The 21,570-nt window shown below is 52.3% G+C and carries 15 protein-coding genes and 1 tRNA gene; 12 read left to right on the plus strand and 4 right to left on the minus strand.

Features of this window, described 5'->3' with window-relative positions; all coding sequences use genetic code 11:
- Positions 1-4: 4 nt before the first annotated feature.
- A complete protein-coding gene (gene tilS, locus ACSPJT_RS17510; RefSeq protein WP_435893854.1) occupies positions 5-952 on the minus strand; it encodes a tRNA lysidine(34) synthetase TilS in 948 nt (315 codons plus the stop codon).
- Positions 953-1,057: 105 nt separating this feature from the next.
- Here tilS and ACSPJT_RS17515 point away from each other — a divergent pair.
- Together ACSPJT_RS17515 and ACSPJT_RS17520 are read left to right on the plus strand one after the other, a co-directional pair.
- Positions 1,058-1,132, plus strand: a tRNA-Thr gene (locus ACSPJT_RS17515).
- 137 nt (positions 1,133-1,269) lie between these two features.
- Positions 1,270-1,605 carry a hypothetical protein gene (locus tag ACSPJT_RS17520; RefSeq protein ID WP_435893855.1) on the plus strand — a complete coding sequence of 112 codons (336 nt, stop codon included), beginning with the start codon at positions 1,270-1,272 and terminating at the stop codon, positions 1,603-1,605.
- A 109-nt stretch (positions 1,606-1,714) separates the two neighbouring features.
- Here ACSPJT_RS17520 and ACSPJT_RS17525 read toward each other — a convergent pair whose 3' ends face one another.
- Positions 1,715-2,413 (minus strand): WGR domain-containing protein, encoded by a 699-nt coding sequence (locus ACSPJT_RS17525; RefSeq protein WP_435893856.1) that lies wholly within the window; start codon positions 2,411-2,413, stop codon positions 1,715-1,717.
- A gap of 318 nt (positions 2,414-2,731) precedes the next feature.
- Here ACSPJT_RS17525 and ACSPJT_RS17530 point away from each other — a divergent pair, with 318 nt between their 5' ends.
- The 3 genes from ACSPJT_RS17530 to ACSPJT_RS17540 all read left to right on the plus strand — a co-directional run bounded on the left by ACSPJT_RS17530 (position 2,732) and on the right by ACSPJT_RS17540 (position 6,505).
- On the plus strand, positions 2,732-4,741 hold the full coding sequence (locus ACSPJT_RS17530) for an exo-alpha-sialidase (protein WP_435893857.1): 2,010 nt from the start codon (positions 2,732-2,734) through the stop codon (positions 4,739-4,741).
- A 129-nt stretch (positions 4,742-4,870) separates the two neighbouring features.
- Complete coding sequence (locus ACSPJT_RS17535; RefSeq protein ID WP_435893858.1) at positions 4,871-5,596, plus strand: PEP-CTERM sorting domain-containing protein; 726 nt, start codon at positions 4,871-4,873, stop codon at positions 5,594-5,596.
- Between the two features lie 249 nt (positions 5,597-5,845).
- Positions 5,846-6,505 (plus strand): PEP-CTERM sorting domain-containing protein, encoded by a 660-nt coding sequence (locus ACSPJT_RS17540; protein ID WP_435893859.1) that lies wholly within the window; start codon positions 5,846-5,848, stop codon positions 6,503-6,505.
- Positions 6,506-6,568: 63 nt separating this feature from the next.
- Here the strand turns inward: ACSPJT_RS17540 and ACSPJT_RS17545 are convergent, their stop codons facing one another.
- On the minus strand, positions 6,569-7,360 hold the full coding sequence (locus ACSPJT_RS17545; protein ID WP_435893860.1) for a helix-turn-helix transcriptional regulator: 792 nt from the start codon (positions 7,358-7,360) through the stop codon (positions 6,569-6,571).
- Positions 7,361-7,443: 83 nt separating this feature from the next.
- Here ACSPJT_RS17545 and ACSPJT_RS17550 point away from each other — a divergent pair, with 83 nt between their 5' ends.
- The 5 genes from ACSPJT_RS17550 (at position 7,444) to ACSPJT_RS17570 (ending at position 14,837) form a co-directional block, all read left to right on the plus strand.
- A complete protein-coding gene (locus ACSPJT_RS17550; RefSeq protein ID WP_435893861.1) occupies positions 7,444-8,418 on the plus strand; it encodes an aldo/keto reductase in 975 nt (324 codons plus the stop codon).
- A gap of 34 nt (positions 8,419-8,452) precedes the next feature.
- Complete coding sequence (locus tag ACSPJT_RS17555; protein WP_435893862.1) at positions 8,453-9,244, plus strand: phytanoyl-CoA dioxygenase family protein; 792 nt, start codon at positions 8,453-8,455, stop codon at positions 9,242-9,244.
- 161 nt (positions 9,245-9,405) lie between these two features.
- Positions 9,406-13,092 carry a hypothetical protein gene (locus ACSPJT_RS17560; RefSeq protein ID WP_435893863.1) on the plus strand — a complete coding sequence of 1,229 codons (3,687 nt, stop codon included), beginning with the start codon at positions 9,406-9,408 and terminating at the stop codon, positions 13,090-13,092.
- A gap of 19 nt (positions 13,093-13,111) precedes the next feature.
- On the plus strand, positions 13,112-13,906 hold the full coding sequence (locus ACSPJT_RS17565) for a hypothetical protein (protein WP_435893864.1): 795 nt from the start codon (positions 13,112-13,114) through the stop codon (positions 13,904-13,906).
- Between the two features lie 133 nt (positions 13,907-14,039).
- Positions 14,040-14,837, plus strand: a complete 798-nt coding sequence (locus tag ACSPJT_RS17570; RefSeq protein WP_435893865.1) for a PEP-CTERM sorting domain-containing protein — start codon at positions 14,040-14,042, stop codon at positions 14,835-14,837.
- Positions 14,838-14,919: 82 nt separating this feature from the next.
- Here ACSPJT_RS17570 and ACSPJT_RS17575 read toward each other — a convergent pair whose 3' ends face one another.
- Positions 14,920-18,123, minus strand: a complete 3,204-nt coding sequence (locus tag ACSPJT_RS17575) for a sialate O-acetylesterase (RefSeq protein ID WP_435893866.1) — start codon at positions 18,121-18,123, stop codon at positions 14,920-14,922.
- Between the two features lie 116 nt (positions 18,124-18,239).
- On the opposite strand from ACSPJT_RS17575, the gene ACSPJT_RS17580 reads away from it, so the two are divergent.
- Entirely contained in the window at positions 18,240-20,321 is a 2,082-nt protein-coding gene (locus ACSPJT_RS17580) for a family 20 glycosylhydrolase (RefSeq protein WP_435893867.1), read from the plus strand.
- A 6-nt stretch (positions 20,322-20,327) separates the two neighbouring features.
- Positions 20,328-21,494, plus strand: coding sequence for a sialidase family protein (locus ACSPJT_RS17585; RefSeq protein WP_435893868.1), 1,167 nt, complete (start codon positions 20,328-20,330; stop codon positions 21,492-21,494).
- Positions 21,495-21,570: the final 76 nt, after the last annotated feature.

Here is a 21,570-nt window from a genome sequence, read left to right on the forward strand (position 1 = left end):
TTATTTAATCGATGAATAACCGTTTCTCTTTCCTTCGAAAAAATCGCCCTCCAGGCAAATTCGTTTTTGCTGCAGCACCATCTTCTAACAAATTGACGCAGCGGGCCAGAACATCACTGCTGATTTGGGGGACGGCATGTTTTTTCAAGTAGTCGTGTACCGCCATATTCAGGAGGGCTGGCGGGAGTTTGAGAAGTTTCGGCAAAAACAATCTTCCCTGCTTGTCTTCAAGTTCCATGCTGAGAAGGATTTCGTTACATGCCTGATCATTAGCGGAAGAAATACTCGCCGCACGTACTAAGGCAGGGCGAATATCTCGCCCCATAATTTCAGTGAGCAATGGCAGGGCTTCATTGCGCAATCGATTGCGTACAGCAAAGGCCTCAGCATTACTGGCATCTTCCCTGTAGCGTATCCCTGAAGATGCTAGGTAGGCATCAATCTCGTTACGCGGTGTTTCTAACAATGGTCGGATGAATTCCAGTTTTCGGCCCTCCACTCGATGCTCGGATCTAAGTTGCATTCCTTTGAGGCCACTGGAGCCTCGGAGCAGATTAAACATAATGGTCTCCGCCTGATCATCCGCATGATGAGCGAGCAGCACACGGGGACAGCGATAGCTCTTGGCGCATTCTGCAAAAAACTCATGTCGAGCATTCCGTGCCGCCAACTCGATCGATTCCCCTTTTTGCACGGCGATCTTCCCCACATCCACACGTTTGATTTCACAAGGAAGGCCGAATTTTTTCGCCAACCTACGAACAAACGCAGCATCCTTCCCCGACTCCGCACCTCGTAGCGCATGGTTCAAGTGACACAAAACCAGATTCGAATAACCATGATCGAATAAGGCATGCAAAAGCGCCACCGAGTCCCGGCCACCGGAAATCGCCAGCAGATAACGTCGCCGCTGCGAGAGTGCGAGGAATTCCGAGTGCAGGGGAAGAGTCACTGCCGCTGATACTAAAACCTCAGCAAACAATGTCCAGACCGAGCATGATTCTTACGCTTGCCACGGAAGAATTCTATGCTAAATCAATGCCCTCCCCGCGATTACGCCGCTGTAGCTCAGGGGTAGAGCAATTCACTCGTAATGAATAGGTCGCCGGTTCAATTCCGGCCAGCGGCTCCAGCCTCCAATCCGTAAGGAAAGGGGGTTTTTATTTGATGGGTGTTTGGTGGAGGTGGAGCAAACATGTGGAGCAAAAAGCAGGCTTTAATAGGTTGATAAATGATTGATAGATTGAGGTTGGCGAGGTAGACACGGGTATGAAGGAGTTTAGAAACCTGCTGGTGTTCGTGGCGAGTATTGGTGTATGGATCGCTATTGCTGCCGTGGCAAGCATGGCTGTCTCGCTGGCTTTACGGAAGCCGACCACCGAGGCTATCGGCTCAGTGCCCGCAACTCTTCTCTATATCGCCATTGCTTGTGCCGCTACTTATGGAGCGAGAAAATTCCATAAAAGAATGAGGGTTGTCGATGAACACGATAAGGTGACGCTAGCTGCCAAGGATCGCGCCGAATCAGTAAGGGCAGCAATCATGAGCGGTAAACTGAGTGCTGACGACGTTGATCGGCTAGTAAGCGATAAGGCCGCACGTTAACCGCGCTTCACGCCGAGTTTTTTTCTAGGTATCGAGCTATCCACGTAACCGCTATCCGGCCCACCTTGCCGGGTTTGTCAGGGGTTTCATGGCAGCCCTTGTGATCTCTTCACCGAAGGCCACAAGCGCACCACTCGGAATCCATGGCAGTGGTGACCCACAGGAGAGATCCATCGTTTGGAGGGAGTAGGGCGACGATGCCGGCGTGTCTGCTGAGGTAACCCTTGTGGCGGATATCGTGCCCCTTCAATTCTAGCAGGTCGAAGACATGGTAGGTTTCGCCGACAACTTCACCATCGAGCAGGACATCCACAGGAAGTTTGTCGACGGCTTGACGGATTGTGTTTGGAATGGAAACAACAAGTCCCCGGCGGTTGATGCCAGTGATCTGGTTTCCGGTCTTCCTAATCATGAGACGGCGACCGTCGTGTTTTTCCTGAAGGCAGTATCGCTTGTCAGTGAGAAGGTGTGAAACCTGGTTTTCATCGACAGAGCTGAGGAGTTGGCAGCGGATGCCGGTGTCTTCTCCTGCGTCACGAGCGTGAGTGATCGGCCCGGGTTTCTGGTTGTCTTCTGTGCGGTAGCCTTTGGCCATTTTCTGGCGGACGAGTTTGTCGTAGATGGTGGTCGCCTCGGCAAGGGTTACACTTTGCCGGGTCTTGCTTCCAGTGGTGAGGGTGTTGCCTCGCCGCCCGTATGCGTAGGTGACGTGGTAGCCGTTGCCTTCCGGTTCGATGGCGACGTGGTATTCTTTGTCGGAGTTTCCCTCACGGAAATAGAGGAAGGTACTGGTGATGTTGGTGTTCATAATATGGTTAGTTTTGGTTGTTTGGTTAAAGGCAAAAGCCACGTCTCCGAGGGGAAACGTGGCTTAGCGTTAGGTCTTTGTTTTGAATGACTCGAATCGAGAATCACTCTCAATCCGAGCGACAGGATAAAGTCCTGTCTCAGCAACTTCTTATGACACGGAGGCTCACGAGATTGCGTATCTTTAACTTCGAGAATAAATGACGTTTATCAGGACTTGCTCTTCTGGTCTGATCTATAGACCAGTATGTTTGGCAGGCAATGTCACGAAGTTAGGATAGGTTTTGCGAATATGTGTTTCCTAGATCGATCGATTCTCTTGTCTGCATTACTGAGCACCGTTTGGATAGCTAGTCTAAGTGCCGATGGTTTTGAAAAGTATCCCTCCGCTCCAATTAGTGAGCTGAAGACAGAGGTAGGGGATTGGCATGCGGACAAAGATCATGCCGAGATTATTTCGGGCCATGCAAAAAGCGGTAAACAAAGCCTGCGCCTCCTCGGCGGCAAGAACCGTGAGCTTACGCTTGAGCTGGGTAAAGAAGCCGCCGCACAGACACTACTCTCATTTTGGGCTGAACGCTGGACATCGAGGGGGCCGTTTGCGTTTACTGTGGAGGCGAAAAACAAGGGCGGCTGGAAAAAAATCTACCAAGGTGACCGCAGAGTGAAAGTCGGCGGATTCCATACCTTGGTGGAAGTTGTCTTACCCGTGGGCACGAAAGCTCTGAGGTTCAGTTCCTCCACAGCCGCCGGAAGCGGCGTACTGATAGACGATCTGGTGGTTGAGCCGGCCAAGCCGATGGTGGTGAAGACCGTGACCACTATCCAGCCAGTGATCCCTGCCCTAATCCGCAAAAAAGTCAATCCGGTGGTCGGGGTGAAAATCGTTACCGAGGGACGTCTCAACCCGAATGAAATCACCGGGATCGAAGTGGATCTGGCTGGCACCGGATTGGTGGACGACGTGAAGTCCGTACAGATTGTTTCCACTGGAACTAGTCCTAAGCCGAGTGGCGGTGTTGCTTTTTCAGAGGCCCGACCAGCCCCCGCATCGACCGACAAGCCGTTCGCTTTTTCTGGGAACATGAAACTAACAGGAGGCGATAACTATCTTTGGGTCTGTGTGGAGTTAAATGACTCCGCCAGTCTGGACCGCGTGATCGATGCGTCAGTATTAAGGGTGCAGGTGGATGGGAAAAAGACAGTCACGCCCGAAGTCACCGCGCCAGATGGAACGCAGCGGATCGGATATGCGGTCCGGCAGTACGGTGACGATGGTTCGAAGGCTTACCGGATTCCAGGGCTCGCGACGACGAACAAAGGAACGCTCATCGGGGTCTATGATGTCCGCTACCGCACAGGAGGCGATCTTCCGGGCGATATCGACGTAGGCATGAGTCGCAGCACGGATGGAGGTCAAAGCTGGGAAAAGATGAAGGTCATCATGGACATGGGTGACGATCCCAAGTGGAGATATGACGGCATTGGCGATCCAGCCGTGCTGGTTGATAAATCTAACAACCGCATCTGGGTAGGTGCCACCTGGAGCCATGGCAACCGTTCATGGCGTGGCTCAGGGCAGGGGATGAAGCCGGAGGAAACAGGGCAAGTGATCCTGGTATACTCGGACGACGACGGGCTTAGCTGGTCGAAGCCGATCAACATTACCTCACAAGTGAAGACGAATCCTGATTGGCATTTTGTGCTTCATGGCCCCGGTGCCGGGATCACGATGAAGGATGGAACCTTGGTTTTTGCCGCCCAGTATCAGGATGAAAGCAAGCACCCCGATGGCAGGAAAAAAGCCTATCCATTTTCCACCATCATGTGGAGTAAGGATCACGGCAAAACCTGGAAACTGGGCACCGGTATCAAGGGGAACACCACCGAGGCCCAGGTCGTTCAGCTGGCTGACGGATCGTTGATGCTGAACTGCAGAGACAACCGGGGTGGCAGTCGGACGATCGGTATCACAAAAGATCTGGGCCAAACCTGGACCATGCACCCGACTGACCGGAAGGCCCTGCAGGAGCCAGTTTGCATGGCGAGTTTACTCCGGATTGAATCGAAGAAACACGGGCCATTACTGGTATTTTCTAATCCCAATACGAAACGCGGTCGCTACAACATGACGCTGAAAGTATCTACCGACGAAGGTATGACTTGGCCTGAGAAGTATCACACTCTCTATGATTCACGTAATGGCAGCGGCTATTCCTGTCTGACTCCGGTGGGTGACGACATGGTGGGGGTTTATTACGAAGGGCCGCACGAGATTTACTACTTGCGCTTCAAACTCGAAGAACTGCTGGGTAACACAACAAAGTAGATTGTTTCATCTGGTAGTTTTATTAAACCACTACGGGCCGTTTGACTTGTCTCACCTGGGGGCTGATGTTGACGAAGGCTATTCATCCATCTCACACGATCAATCAAAACACACATACAAACCATGAAAATGAAATACACAATCGCGGCACTTGCTGTGACAACACTTACAGCACAAGCTGTAATAACAGTAACTAAAGACAGCGCGGATTTCGCCCAGAACTACGATGGTAACGAAATCTATGACGGAACTTCCTATGTTAATGGCTGGGCTGCGGCCGGCGGCATCACAGCGCAATCAACTTCTGGTTCTGTCTTAACCCTTACAGACGGAACCAACGGCTGGGTTGAGCACAATACTGGTGATCCGATTGTGAGCTTGGGCGCTACTTCCGGGTGGACTCTTGAAGTTACCTTGGGAATGGATGGCACAGACGGTATTGCTTTGTGGCAAGACGGCTCGAACGGTGCGAACGGTGCTCTGATTTACGTCGGAGCCAATGGTATTGGTACTAATGGCAACGGAACTTCGACGAACCAAGATATTAGCGCTGTTTCCAACATCGGAGTTCATACTTTTCGTCTGGCATACGATACCAGTTCCGCGACTATTAATATATGGCGTGACGGTGTTTTCGTAACTGACACAGCAGTAACCACGAACCCTGGTGGCGGACCACGTCTGATTATAGGCGATTGCTGTAGTAATGCGTCTACTGGTGTATTGTTTGATACCATCGATATTCACAACATCAGCTATGACATCACGGGTGGATTCGCCCCTGTCCCAGAACCATCCTCCGCAGCCCTACTCGGTCTTGGTGGAATCGCTCTGATTCTCCGCCGCCGCAAGTGATTGCGACAAAAATTTCAAGCCCGTTCCCTTTCTCTGGGAGCGGGTTTTCTGTCGAAAAGCGCATGTCTACGGGTAGAGGTGGTTTTACAATTACACCACTACGCGCCAGTTGTTCGCTGTTGCTTGGCTTGCTTAGTATCCGAGAACGGAGACGGAGATTAGGTTTTCTCCAGAACGCGATCAGCTCAAGTGCCCAACCCGTTTACTTATCCCACACGATCATTCGAAACACATACACTAACCATGAAAATGAAATACACGATCGCAGTTCTTGCTGTGACAACCATAGCTGCCAACGCGGCAACCGTTACCATTAACCACGGCGATCCCAATAGCGGCTTACACACGAATCACGCAGGCCCTATCTACGGTCAAACGATCACGTCTCACGCAGATGCACTCCGCCTGGATGACGTTACCTTCCAAGTCCGTGATGGCAATGGTGGTCAATCAGCCACAGGCACCCTTGCGTTTCTTCACGTATACGACAGCGTGACCTTCAACACGAGTACTGGTGCCATTACAGCCTTTGGAAATTTGATCGGTGTGTCAGATAACAGTGTGAACAATAGTGTCGATGCCACAGATCTTGGTGCACTGACGTGGAACTTCACGAATACAGCCGTCACTGGTAGCACGCAGTATTTCTTTCTGATGTCAACAAACACCGATGCAGGCAATACCGCTGACCTCACACCATTTACAAACGCTGCCACTGGCTTAGAGCTGGAGGCTCCTGGTGGATATGCAGACGGCACGGCCCTTGTTGCCAACAATGTCCATAACACAGGACTAGGTTGGGATTTGAATTTCGAGGCGAATTTCAATACTGAAGCCGTTCCAGAACCATCCTCCGCAGCCCTTATCGGCCTTGGTGGACTCGCTTTGATTTTCCGCCGCCGCAAATAGACGCGCTACGTCTGAGTTGGATAAAAATAACATGCCCGCTTCCTTCACAGGGAGCGGGCTTTTCTATCCTGCGGTACGATGGTTTCTGCGGTAGTGTCCTGGTGATTCGCCACGCCTTTTCTTGAAAGCATTGTGGAACGACACAGGGCTGCGATAGCCCGTGCGTGCTGCGATTTCCTTGATCGGCATGGCTGTTTCACGCAGTTGCCGGGCAGCTTCATTGATCCGTAGATTGAGCAGGTATTGTTGGGGTGTGATTTGTAGTTCCTTGAGAAACCTTCGCCTCAACCCGCTTGTTGTTACCCCGGCTTGTGTTGCCAGTTTTTCTACATTGAGATCAGCAATCGACTGCCCCTCGGCCCAGCGTGTCAGAGGCTCGGTGTTTTTGTCGGATTTTGGATCAGGTAACGTGGTGTGTAGAAATTCCGCAAGCACCAGAGTCAGTAATGCCTCGCGCATCACCTGCAGTATGGGTGATTGCTCAGCGAGCGCGAGAGACATGGAGCGATTGACATCTGCTTCGAGTTGTTTGTTAGGTGCCCCTTGCCGAACGATGGCGGCGTGTGATCTACCTGTTAGGAGATTGAAAGGTGGCGGCAGCGCGTCACTCTCGCCGAGCGAAAAATGCTGCACCGAGGCCTTGGCCTGGCTCGCTTTTCCGTAGGGGGCGAAATGGGTGTTGGGGAAGAGTAGAATACCCTCACCGGAGCCGAGGAGAACCCGCCCTATACCTTCTACCTGCATTTCCAGATGGCCCTCATGAATGTAGAGAAGGTCAAAGTGGGGCCAGCTCGACGCTCGCATCGGCATGCTCCGAGAAAACTCACCGTAGCTGTGTAATAGAAACCGAATCACGCACGATACTATTAAAAAATGAACGATATAGTAAATACTAATGTGTGTTTATGGGGTGTTTCGCGAGTAATATGCGGATCTATATGCACTATCGATCATTCGGAAGCACCAACTGGCAAGTCTCTGAAATCGGTTTCGGCGGGTGGCAGCTCGGTGGAACCTGGGGTGAGGTGGACGACTCGGAATCGATCGATACTCTGCTGTATGCCTTTGAGCGGGGGATCAATTTTGTCGATACCGCCGCGCTTTACGGTGCTGGCAGATCCGAGCAAGTAATCGGAAAAGCGCTGAAGCAATGGCGCGGTGAAAAAATCTACATTGCTTCAAAAATGCCACCCACCGTCTGGGACAAACAAGACGATATCGATGCGCCGATGACTGGTCGATACCCGATGGCCCACGCTCGCGATCAGGTCGAGGCGTCATTGCGTCGGCTCGATATCGAATGCATCGATCTGCTCCAACTTCACGGCCGGTATCACAACGGCTGGCGTGAGCTTGATTGGTTAGAGGCGCTGAACACCCTGAAGGATGAGGGCAAGATCGAGCACATCGGTGTTTCCCTGCACGATGCCCGCCCTGACCAAGGCGTGAAAATTGCGGAGCTGGGAATGGTCGACTCTATCCAAGTGCTGTTCAATATTTTCGAGCAAGAGCCGATGTATGAGCTCTTCCCCGCCGCACAGAAAACGGACACCGCGATTATCGCCCGTGTTCCGTTAGATTCAGGATCGCTGACTGGTACATGGACGGAAGATACCATCAAGCAGTGGGCTCCAGACGACAAACGCCACCTAATGTATGCCAACGGAGGTAATTTTTCGGAAACTCTGAAGCGTATCGAACAGGTCAGTGAGACCTGCGCTCCATACTACTCTACCATTGCGGAGGCGGCTTTGCGTTTCGCCCTGCATCCAGATGCCGTCTCCCTGACCATTCCAGGAATGAGAAACCGGCACGAAGTCGACCTTAATACGGTCCACATCGACGGCGAACCGTTTCCTGCCAGGCTGACTCAACTGCTGGCACCCCACACCTGGAAACACGCTTTCTACTAACCATTTCACCAACCTAACAATAACTACAACAATCATGAGCAATCAAATCAACACCGACTGGCTGAGCAAACACAGCGACCGCTACTTGCACGAGTTCAACTTAAATGGCTACGTGTCCATCCCTGGTTTTTTCAACCCTGAGGAGATAGCCGAGATCAAAGAAAACAAAAAACGTTTCATTCAAGACGTCGTTCCCACCATGCCTGAATCCGAGGTTTACTATGAAGATGCCTCGGATAAATCCACATTGAAACAACTGCAGAACATGTGGCAGCATGATGCATTCTTCGGCAACATGATGGGCGAGGGGAGTAAGCTAACAACCCTCTCCGAGATCTGTCTGAATGAAAAAACCGTGCCGAAGAACATGCAGTATTTCAACAAGCACGCCGGCGGCGGACAAGCTACGCCCCCGCACCAGGATGGATATTTTTTCCACCTCGTTCCTAACAATGCGATCACCATCTGGTATGCTCTCGAGGATGTTGAGCCCGAGCAAGGCTGTGTGAACTATGTGCAGGGTTCACACAAATATGGGATGAGAGCCCATGCGGCGAGTGGTGTGTTAGGGTTCTCCCAGAGTATCCAGGACTTCGGTCTTCCCTTCGACCGTGAGAACGCGATCGCGTTTCCATGTAAGGCGGGTCATCTCATCGCCCACCACTCACTAACGATCCACTGGGCGGATGGGAACACGTCAGCCGAGAAATCCCGTCAAGCGATGGGCGCCATTTACTATGGCTCAAGTGCCCGAGAGGATGCCAAAGCGAAAGAAGCCTACCAAGCTCGCCTCAATGCGCAACTTGCCGCAGCGGGTAAAATTTAGCGATCCTTCATCACGCTGGATGGAGTGTTTGAGCCCGTTTAATGCGGCTGTAAACGTAAGTTTAAAGCGGTTTCCCATGCCTTCTGGACTAGTGAGGAAACCAGTAGGCGCGGGGCGACAAGCTCACTTTTGTGTATATCATAAGTAAAAACAAATACTTTATGATCATACTCAAGACTCGCAGCCGCGCATCGAACCCAAACGCACTTTTGGGGTCACGTTCCGTGGTGGCGGGTGGATTTGCATTAATCGCAACGATCTCAGTGATGGTGCTGATGGTGATGGTGGCGCTGGCCATGACTACGTTGGCGACGATGGAATCGCGTTCGTCCACACAGGAATCTGCCCAGAAAGAGGCGATGGCCAATGCCAGGCTCGCCCTGATGATGGCGATCGGAGAATTGCAAAAACACACCGGGCCGGACCAACGTGTCACAGCCGAGGCAGATATTCTCGATAGCAGTGGTTTTGCCGGTTGGCAGGCGTCCAAGGATAAACAACATTACGTCGGCGTTTACTCCACGGAGGAATGGCACAAGCGCGATAACGATGGACTTCGCGGTAGCCTTAAAACCTATCATCCGGATCGGAACAAGGATGCCTTTCAACGTTGGCTGACATCCGGCACGCCTGAGCAGGTGGAGGCGCTGGATTTTGTCAAATCTCCAATCGATCAGGATGGCTTCGTGCAAGTACTCGGCAAAGGTACTACCAGCGATGATCCAGACAACTTTGTGTTCGTTCCCACACAGGAACTTACAGACAGCAACGGCGGCACCACAGGCCGCATCGGATGGTGGGTAGGCGACCAAGGCGTGAAAGCACGGGTCAATTTATCCGACTCTCGGAAAGGTGCCGCATCTGATTGGGATCGCCGCTTTGCCCTCGCTGCTCCTGCTACTACCGGTGTGGTGAATATCGGTGGACTTGAAAATCTGGATCCAGCCACCACAGCAACGGAGGAACTCTACCGGATGATGACTCAGAGCCAGATTCCGTTAGTGAGCAGCGCCTCTGTCACACAAGAAGTCGCCAAATCCCTTTACTATGATGTTTCCACCTACAGCCGTGCCGTGCTCGCGGACGTAGCCTTGGGCGGGTTAAAGCGAGACCTTTCCCTTCCATTTGAACTGCCTACTTTAGACGCCCCAACGAGTGGCGACTGGGACTATCCGCTCAATCAGACCGACTTGGTTGACCAGCAAGACCAGGATTTCAATTCCATCTGGGAGTTCAGTAACTCAGGAGATCAGAATGCGGAATGGTCGTCCATTTACTGGCCGGCAAGCTACCGCCCGCACTGGTGGGCGAACAAGCTCGGCTATTGCTTTCTCTACCCGGATCCCAATGGCGGAACGGATGCGACTGGAAAAAAACGCTATTTGCGTGGTCCCACCTGGCAGTCACTGAGGAATCATTATCGCAGCTACAAACGTGAATACGAAAAGTTGTCTTCCGGTGATGTTTCCCGCCGGGGATGGATGGCTCCCGGTGACAGCCGGACTTGGCTCGCCCAGCCCTATCAACCCTACAGCCACTGGCACAATTCACGAGGTGAACATCTTCTCAGCACTACCTATGTGGGTGCGAAAGGAGGGGCCGATACATTGCTTTCCCCAGATCTATTTGATCCGTTTTACCGCTTTGGCAGCCATCGTGGAAGGCCATGGAACAATCTCGGCCACGATACCCTCGGGCGTTCCCCGATCATGACCAAGGTGGGCCTCGTCTTAAGTCATCAGTCTCACCCATACGGATCAGGTCGTCGACTTGAGTTGGTGATGAATGCTGTAGGAACCGTCTGGAATCCCTACAATGTTCCGATCGAGTTTGAATCTATTTTTGCCAATCTGGACCTCAAGGGAATGAAGTGGAATTTCACCCGCAAGCGGTCTAACGGAACGGATATCGAGCTGGCTATTGATCCTCAACAGATCTCATTCGGGCGTGAGAAGTATTTCCCATTCCAGCATTTTCGTCTCGGAGTGACCGCTGAGAGCAATCCAAACTATCCCTTTACCAGCACCCGACCCTCGAAATTGATTCGGCTCAATCCAGGTGAGTGCCGCACGTTCGCTTTGAATTTCAACACCCCGAAACCCTACATCTGGGGAAACATGACTGCGGCTCCGGGGTCCTTCGCTAACAATTGGGAAGGAGGCATGAGTCTTCGCTTCACTAACAAATGGCATGTCGAAACAGGGGATAAATTCAAGTTTGAGCTGCTGCCTCAGGAGAACGAAAAGATTAGTTTGGAAACCTATCTGGGGTATTTCCAACAAACGAACGGCGGTTTTGCCAATCCGTTTGATGCGAATCAACAGGGCACGGCATTCAAGGATCTTCCGGAGCTGTCATCGCTGCACATTGCCAGTGCAGCGGATATTCTGGAGGGCGGCACGAAAGTGGAAAAGCTACTCAGTAATTTTACCAATGATCAGGAGGCTATTTGCTACATTGAATTCCGCATGCGTGCATCTGACAGTAGTCCTCGTGGCGTGTTAGGAGAATTTGACCCGCGTGCCATAGTGAATCATTCCTACTCCATGGGGCCAGGTGAAAAAGGCTCTGTGCCCGGGAACTGGGATGTTACCGCTGCCACGGTAAGTGACTTTGACCTGATGCAGGCCGGTATTGGTGACCGCAACAACGGCTTCTGGGGGAGCAGCCATGAGGGCAATGGAGAAACGCACGTCGTCGCTTTCGAGGTGCCGGATGCTCCGCTGACCAATCTGGCCGCACTTCAGCACTGCCAGACCGGCTCTAATGGCTGGGACGTTTCCTACGCCATCGGAAATTCATTGCCGCATCCGAGCGTTCCACAGACGGCATTGGTCGAGCAGATTAGCACGGACTCTGCCTACAAAACGACACTCTACGACATGTCCTATCTGACCAATCAAGGGCTCTGGGATAGCTATTACTTTTCCGGCATTCAGTTAGGGGATGATCCTTCTGACTCGGGCGACACTGCAGAGGCTGTCATGGAGCAGCTGTTGGATTCCACCCTGCCAAACCCTCTTGCTAACAAACGGCTGGTGCTTACAGGGACACCATCGGGCATGACAGAGGATCGTCGATTGAAGGAACTCACGCACTACCGCTGGATGGCACGTCATCTGATGTTAGACGGCGCCGCCAACATCAACTCTACACGCGTGGAAGCCTGGAAGGCATGGCTTTCTAGTCTCAATGGCGCTGATGTGGACCAAGTCAGTGAGACCGGAAACCTCTCTGTTTCTTCCGGGGAAAAAACACCTTTTGTTAGGTCGTCAGTGAGTGGCGGCGCGGAAGGCGAGCAATGGCGTGGTTATGTCCGTCTGTCCGATGCTGATATCGAAAACCTTGCGGAACTCATCGTCGAGGAAGTCAAAAAACGTGGCCCGTTTCTTTCTGTAGCCGACTTCGTGAACCGCCGCCTGGCCAGTGATGAAACCGGTGAGATGGGGGTACTGCAAGCCGCCCTTGAGAAGAGTGGACTGGATACCGGATCGGATGCAGAGAAGGGGATCCCCGGTACGATTAAACAGGGAGATATCCTCAATTCACTGGGGGCTACGATCACGGCCCGTTCAGATACATTTGTCATTCGCGCGTATGGAGAATCCGTTTCCAGCAATGATCCGGACAGAGTGCTCGCACGTGCCTGGTGTGAGGCCGTTGTCCAACGCATGCCGACACTCGTTTCCGATAGTGGCCAGCTGCTTAAGAAACCTAACCCTGCTTACCCAGGCAACGACCCTGCAGGCACGGATGCCTATATCGACAACGATGCTATCACAGCGAGGCAGTTCGGTCGCGAATATCGAATTATATCATTTCGTTGGCTGAATGCCGAGGAGGTCTAACACATCACACACACTAATTATGAAAATAAAATTATCACACACACTAACCACCTTGCTGGTCTTGCTCTGTACCACTTGCCTGTATGGGCAGAGCGACCAGGGCGGAGGCTTCCACTTTACCTGCGCCAGCTGGGAGCGAATCAGTGGCTCTCCGATCCACTACCTAGCGGGTCGTCCGACTAAAAACGAGGATATCCAGAGTAAGCTGGAGCGACTCAAGGAGGTCGATGTCACTGAGATGACGCGTTCACAGAGCTACGAGTTCAAAGGTGGAAGGGTGGTCAATTTTTACCGCACCAAGCCATCTTCAGACGGTGAAGTTGCGCTGCAAAAAGTCGCCGCCGTTAACGTGCCTGCGTCATGGAACAATGCCTTGTTTGTATTTTTCCCAGGCAAAAACAAGGATACCTACCGCATTTATCCGATCAATGACGACCGCTCGCATGCCCCATTCGGATCCTACCAGTTTGTGAACTTATCGAGTATCGGTGTTCATGGATTTCTTGATCGAAAGAAGCTGTCTCTCAAGGCGAAAGCGGCATCAGTGGTCAAGCTCAACGGCAGTGAATCACGATCGATCAACTTCGGTGTCTGGGCAATGGTCGATGGCAAACGCAAGTGGCTCCAGCGCAACACCCTGACCTACAAGCCCAGCAAATACCTGATCTATTTCTTTTACGAGACCCGTGATCGCAGAGGGAAAATGAAAATGGAATCGAAAGGCATCGTCGCCTTCAGACCTCCTCCGGTTGTGGATGAGAGAGGGGTGGCGAGCAGTATCAAGCCGGGATCTGAGACTTCCTCTGCAAACTGATCAAACGATAGTTTCTGGTTTCAAATAAACACCAGTTCTTTTCGGTTGGGGCTTGGTCAGTCATCGGTGATGTTAAATGGCGTGGGCTTTCTCTTCCCTCATGCGTGTAATGCATTAACTTCAATCTAGAATCATGAAAATCCAGCTTATTATCGTGGCACTTGCCACATCAAGTTTACCAATGAGTGCCGCTACGGTGGTTAATTATTCAGCGGGAGTAGCACCAACGACCGGAACTACTGGTGCGTCCGACCCCGTTACTCAAGGTTGGAGCGCCAATGGCGGAGCTACAGCCTTTAGCCATGGCCTTGACTCCAGTAACGGCGGCTGGCGTATAACGGACGGCACGACACAACAGCCGTATTTCTACCAACAAGCGATCTCAGTAAGTGATGCCGCAGCGATGGCAGCTGGAGACTGGTCAGCTACTTGGACCATGACCGTGAACGCAGATGCTGTGAATAGTGGTGGTGGCGGTGTGGATGAATACTATGCCTCTCCTAACAATGGCCGGCAGAATAACAACGCCATGTGGATTGAGGTCAGTAGCTCATTTCGCTACATTTTGACTTATAATGTGGACGCTAATAATGACATCCAGATCACGGATGGCACAAACACTTTTCAAATTTCAACAGCCAATAACCAGTTGAGTCAGGAAATTGGTGCCTCATTCGCGAACCATGTCACTTACACGTTAAGCTCAAGTGGTGGAGTGGTTTCTCTCAGCGACAGCTTAAACGGGTTACATGGAGTCGTGGCAACCAGCGGAGCAGCAACTCAGGACCGAGTTTTGTGGGGAGCGACCAGCAGTGGCGGTCAGGGATCAACGACTTGGAATTCCGTCAATGTGCAAACGGTGCCTGAGCCAACCTCTTCAATGCTTTTGGGTATGGCAGGCGTCCTGCTGATCTTGCGTAGAAAGAAGTAGAACTCTCCTATTTTCATTAGCTTTTACTAACCCCCGTTACGGCGTTGTCCATGCGGGGTTTTTCGTGAAAACAAGCGGTTCTTTAGGGAAGACTAACCTCGACGCGGTAAAATTGACGTGCTGTGTGACTTGGTGTGAATATCAGGGAGGATCCATTTCCAGCCACTGGGCCCTGACCAGCTACGGCAGTCCATGGATCCGTTATCCCAAGGTCGTCTGATGCGTAGAGGGTGTAATTGCGTTGTGTGGATGTGTTCGGAACGGTGATGTCGAAGTTGTCTTGTGACGTCTCTGAAATGGATTCGATTTGTAGCCTGGATGTGGCGCTGTTGGGATCGGTATCCGCATGATATTCCTCCACATTGGTTTTGCCATCGTGATCGTCGTCATTGCTGGCGTTACCGGCGGTGGGACTGTTGAAATAGGTGTTTTCCCAGGTGTCTGGCAAGCCGTCGCCGTCGGTATCGGTGCCGACGGGAATCCAAACGCCTGAGTAGTCGATGTTGATGCAGTCGATAGTGACATCGAAAGCATCTCCGAACGAGCCGCCAGTGGTATCGCCAAGGATGAATCGTCCTTCGCTGGCAGCTTGATCGTAATCAACACCTGCGATGGGTGTGAGACGTTCGCCGTCTCGAAAGACGTGATACATTTGGGCTCCAGCGTCATGGGCAATGCGGAAGTCATGGAAGAGGCCATCCACATTGTTGTGCGCGACATTAAAGCCGTTGCCTCCGAAGTCTTGAGTGCGATCGGGGTAAACCTGCACCCGGATGATGTTAGTTCCCGTTCCGAGCCAGATTTCGAAGCCGTTGGTGACGTTGTCGAACTTGGCTCGTATTTCGTAAGTCCAGTTGCCATCATTGTTATCTGACCACCCGGTTCCTGTGCCTTCGACCCAAGTTCCGCCGGAGCTGGCATTGACGATTCTCAGGTCATCTGTGTCGATGAGAGCGGAAACGAGAAATCCGCCAGTTTGCACTGAACTCCATCCGTTGATGTAGTTGGTGCCGTCATAAATCTGGTTGCCTTTGAATCCGACACAGTATTGCACGTAATCGATGGTCACATCAAAGTTGTTACCAAAGGCTCCGCTCGTGTAATCACCGATGAGTAACCGCTGGTCTGATGCGGCCTGTTCGTAGGGTGCGCCGGCAGCGGGTGTCAGAAGTACGCCGTCACGCCATAGGTGGTAAACGCCTCCGGCCGGATCGTGAGTCACCTTGTAGGTGTGGTATTCGTTGTCATGATTATTGTGGCTGACGTTGAAGCTGCTGGCTCCAAAGTTCTGGGTGCGATCTGCGTAGGCTTCGATCAAGATACGGTGTGTGCCAGTGCCTAACCAAAATATGATCCCGTTGCTAATGTCGTTGAACTTGATCCGCGTCTCGAATGTCCAAGGTCCGTGGTTGATGCCGGACCAGCCGGTGTTGGTGCCATCGAGGGTCGTTCCGCTCGTGCCGGGATGAACCAGTTGCAGGTCACTGTCTCCTGTGGGAGTGGCAGTCAGTGTGCCGGTTGTGGTCCAATTGCTTGCAAAGCTGCCGCTATTATAAATATCACTTCCCTCGAAGTGATAGCAGCCAAGCTCGGCACTGGCTTTCTCTTCGATGTCGGCGGGAGAAGAACCGGTCCCAGAATCAACGGCGGCGGCTTCAATGATTCCGAGGCTGCCTGAAATGATGTTTCCCACCTGGATTTCGCCCGCCGTGTTCGGGTGGGTGTTATCATAAGTGTGGGTGCTGGGTACGAAGCCGTCATTGGCTGTTACCAGCCAGACAGGTGAGGTGCTCGATTCCGCATTTTTATCCGCCACTAGCTGAGGGAGCAGAGTGTTGACGGAATCGACGGCCGGAAAGGCAACATTATCCGAATAAAGAAGCTGGTTGAGGTGAATGCGGATGTTTGGGTTAGAGCTACGAAGTTGATCGATCATGGTGCCGATGTCATCACGAATCTGTGCAGCCGAGCTGACCGAAGTTTCATTGATGCCAATCATGATGGAGGCTGTATCCGGAGTGTAAGGCGTGTAGGGGGATGCCACACCCGTGCCGCTGGCTGTGGGGTCAGGAAAAGCCACCTGACCAGCATCGGTGACATAGACCTGTGGATTAGCCACCCCCGTCCAGTTGAGGATCGTGCCTTCTCCGCGGTTGCCGCTGCGCCTGCTCGTTGGCAGTGGCACACGGCCGTTCTGCCACATCGCGCGCCATCCCCAGTGACCGTCGTGGTTGTTTTCAAATGTCTGCCCGTTCACATCCGCATTGCTACCCGCATTATTCTGATACGCGCCGCTGATGCTGCCCACAAACTTGTACCCGGTGGTGGAGTCGATCGGCACTCCCGCATTCGCCAGATTCTTGAAGATCTGATAGCGGTAGCTGGGTCGGCCATTTCCTCCCTGGGTGATCGAGTCTCCGATGAAGACGAGGTTTCCGTAATGACGATCAACGATGCCCGAGTTCAGGAACGTTTGGGCAAAGCGATTTCCAACGACGATCTTAGCAGCTTTGTTGAGGTGAAGGTTGTCCGGGGCGAGGTTGCTTTGCTGATCGAGGTTATCGAAGTAATCGATATAGCTGGTGCTGCTCGCAATGGCAGCATGATTGGAGCGCGTGGTGTCGTCATTGGCATTGCCCTGTGCCGTTGTACCCGCGATCACGGTATGCATGTTGGCAGCTATCGAATTCGATGATGAGTCCTGGAGGTCAATGCGGAGGTTGTCAGTCAGTGCTTTCAGGCGTGTGCCTGCGGCGGCGGCTTCCGTTGCGTCATCGCTCTCACCTTGCAGATACAGCATGCCAACCACTTCAAACGTATGACCGTTGGTTTCAAGTTGTGCAGTCGCGGCATTGACTGTGGCCACCACGTGATCATACATATGTCCAGTGGGTTTGGCCCAAAGGCTGTTGCCACCACCGCCCCGGCTTGCCTTGATGACACCGAAGTCTCTAACACCAGCGCGGTAGAGAGTCCGGGCAAACTCCATTTCAGGCCCCCAGTGGGTGGCGCTGCCAGCATAGACTCCGCCTTGCTGATCCTGAAGGGTAGTGAAAACACCACCGGATGTTCCGATGGTCGTGGATGCGTTCACAACGTTGTGCCAGAAGAACTGCACGTGCTGATCCGAAGGATCGCTGCCGGATGATGGATCGTTTTCCCCGCCATTGGTGGTGCCCAAGGAGTTCGACTGCCCGGTCAGGATAAACAACTTGTAATGAGTCGCCTGCGCCAAATTCAATGAGGCAAGCAGTAGAAGAAAAAGAATGTGTGTGTGGCACTTCACAGACGGAAATATCGAGTATCAGGTGTGCAATCACAAAGTATACCAACTGGTGTTGAGATTATACCTGTGCAGGACTGCTAGAATGCCCAAGCCATTCGGGTATGGTCTTGACCGATATGCCACTTAGCTATTTTCCGACACTTCTCCGCGCCTGCACGGTGCTTTTTGTAAGCACCTTGACCGTCGTCGCCGTCGATCCAGTCAAGCCTGCGCTACTGCCAGAGCCCCAGTCTGTGCAATGGCTCGGTAAAGCTCACCCAATCACACGGGTCGCGATTCGATTGTCTGCTGAAAAACTCGCATCGACACCACTGAAAGCCGCCCATTTGAGAGATGATTTGAAGGCTTTGTTGGATGCGAATCAATTGCTTGTCGACTCTAAATCTGCATTTGAAATCTCCCTCAACATCTCGGAAGTGGATGCACCGTATCAGAGATCGGATGCCTACAGGTTGGTTTCCAATGATCAAGGTGTCCAGATCACCGCCAACACGATCACTGGTCTGTTCTACGGCGTGCAAACTCTCCGTCAGCTGACAGTTCGCAGTAACGGACGAACGACTGTGGCTGCCTGTAAAATCCACGATTACCCGGCATTCAAAATACGCGGGTTGATGCACGATGTGGGTCGAAATTTCCAATCTATCGAACAGCTGAAAATGCAGATGGATGTTCTGGCAGCGTACAAGATGAATGTTTTTCACTGGCACCTGTCGGATCACTTTGGTTGGAGACTCGAGAGTAAAAAATACCCCGACCTCCAATCTGAAAAAGCCTACGGTCGCCACCAGGGGAAATTTTACACCCAGCAGGAGTTCAAGGAGATGTCCGACTACTGCTGGGCGCGAGGCATCACCATTATCCCGGAGTTCGATTCCCCGGGGCACTCCGAGGCCTTCCGCCATGGATTGGGAATCAAAAATATGAAAGAGCCTCGTGCGCTCGAGTCGATGGTCGGTCTGATTAATGAACTCTGCACCCTCGCTGACAAGGAGCGCATGCCCTACATTCACGTGGGGACAGATGAAGTGCGCCACAGGGACGAGCACGTGAATGCCGACTACCTCCCGGCACTGCACCATGCGGTTCAGAAGAATGGGCGCGAAGTCATCGGATGGAGTAAAGGCATGACGTTCAAAGGAGCGAAGCAGATTTCTCAGACTTGGGCGAAATCCAGCCCGTTCCGAGGAACGAAACACATCGATTCACGCTCAAATTACATCAATCACATGGAGGCGATGGATTTTGCCCTGCGCATGTTTTTTCAGCAGCCGTGCCGGGTTCCCCACGGTGATGATCACCACCTCGGCGGCATCCTCGCCCACTGGCCGGATAATCTGGTGGATGACGAGAAGCTGACTCTAACAAACAACCCTGTGCTGCCTGCGGTGGTGGCTTACTCGGAGGCTGTTTGGAAAGGTATCAAGAAAGACCGGCCAGAGTTCTGGGCAAAGGTGCCACCCAAAGGATCGGCTGAATACAAAGCCTTCGCGGGTTTTGAAAACAGGCTCGCCGAACACCGCGATCGATTTTTTGCCGAAAAGCCATTTCCCATGGTGAAAACCCACCACATGGAGTGGAGATTGTTAGGACCAGTGGCTGATCAGGAAGTTCCGGACCTTGAAAAGGGACTCATCAAGGATATCTATCATGTTAATGACGATGTGGCGGGCGACCGAAAGGGAGCGCAAGCTCGTATATACCGATGGACCAAACCCTTGCACGGCGGTGCGATTCACATCAAACATTTTTTCGGCTTCAGTGGTCACCTCAAGACGTTCAAGAAGGGTAAGGATGTCGTTTGGGCGAATACATACATTCACAGTGATCAAGACCAGAAGCTCGATGCCTGGATTAGTTTCAACACGACCTCCTCATCGGATAATAGGGCGGGGGTTGCCAAGGCTGGCGATTGGAACGCCAATGCCCTTTGTAACATCTGGATCAACGATCAACGCATCGATCCTCCCAAGTGGAAGAACCCTGGAAAGATGGGCAAGGAGTTTGCCTTCACCGATGAGATTTATACCAGCCGGCCTCCCGCTAAGATTCATTTGAAAAAAGGATGGAACAAGGTGCTTATCAAAACGGCACCAAGTTGGAAATGGGTATTCTCTTTTTCCCCCGTGGCGATTCAGGATGGCGAGATTCGAGAAGTGCCAGGCCTCCATTTTTCGACCAATAAACAACTTCCTTAACAAAACATGAAACATATTCTTACAGCTTTCGCTTTCACGTGTGCAGGCCTGCTTGCCGCCGAAATCCCATTCATTGATCTCGCTTACGACAAGGCTCGTCAGGTAGTGGTGGATCGAGAAAAGGGCCAGTATCTCGGACACGTCACCACCTGCTTGTTAGATGACAATAAAACAATCCTCGCCGTTTATCCCAAAGGTCACGGTCGTGGGGCCATTGTCTATAAACGCAGCACCGATGGAGGAAAAACCTGGAGCGACCGACTGCCCACACCCGAGAACTGGGCGATCTCAAAGGAAGTCCCCACCTTGCACCGGATGACCGGTCCTGATGGCAAAAAACGTATAATCATGTTCTCCGGCGGCACCCCGGTGCGCAAAGCGGTTTCCGAGGACGAAGGTAAATCGTGGTCACCACTCGTACCCGTGGAAAAATACGGCGGCATCGTCGCCATGGGATGCCACATGAAACTCAAAACCGGCAAAGGGCACTACATGTGTATGTTCCATGACCGTGGTCAAATTGCCAACCAAGGTGAAAAGATAAATGGCCTAACACTCTATAAGATTTTCACCAAAGACGGAGGCCTGACATGGAGCTACCCAGAGATGATCCACAGTTCCACAGATATTCACCTCTGCGAGCCAGGCATCATCCGATCTCCTGATGGCAAACAGCTCGCCGTCCTGCTGCGCGAAAACTCCCGCCGCAAAAACTCCCACGTCATTTTCTCAAACGACGAGGGCCGCACCTGGACATCACCACGCGAACTCCCGCGCACCCTGACCGGTGACCGTCACACCGCGAAGTATGCGTCCGACGGCAGATTACTCATCGTCTTCCGTTCCTACACCTCGCGCAGAGGTGACTTCGCACGCATAGACGAAACCGTCAAGTGGCCGACCGAAGGCGATTGCGCAGCCTGGGTGGGCACCTATGAAGATATCGTCCAGAACCGCCCTGGCCAATACGTGGTCCGGCTCTTTGATAACAAAAAAGGCTACGATACCACCTATCCAGGAGTCGAAATCCTGCCTGATGATACCTTCGTTGTTACAACCTACGGTCACTGGGACAAAGGGGAACAACCATACATCATGAGCACACGGCTCAAGCTCAAGGAGCTGGATCAGATGGTAAATAATGCGCCGAAAGTTAAAGTATCGGCGCCGTGATCGGGTCGAGTGGTGTTAAAGTAAAACCACATGGCAAGCCCTAGTATATCAATGGTTATGGCATATTCTAAGCCTG

Origin of the sequence: Oceaniferula spumae (genome assembly GCF_042849255.1) — a bacterium.
Lineage (GTDB): Bacteria > Verrucomicrobiota > Verrucomicrobiia > Verrucomicrobiales > Akkermansiaceae > Oceaniferula > Oceaniferula spumae.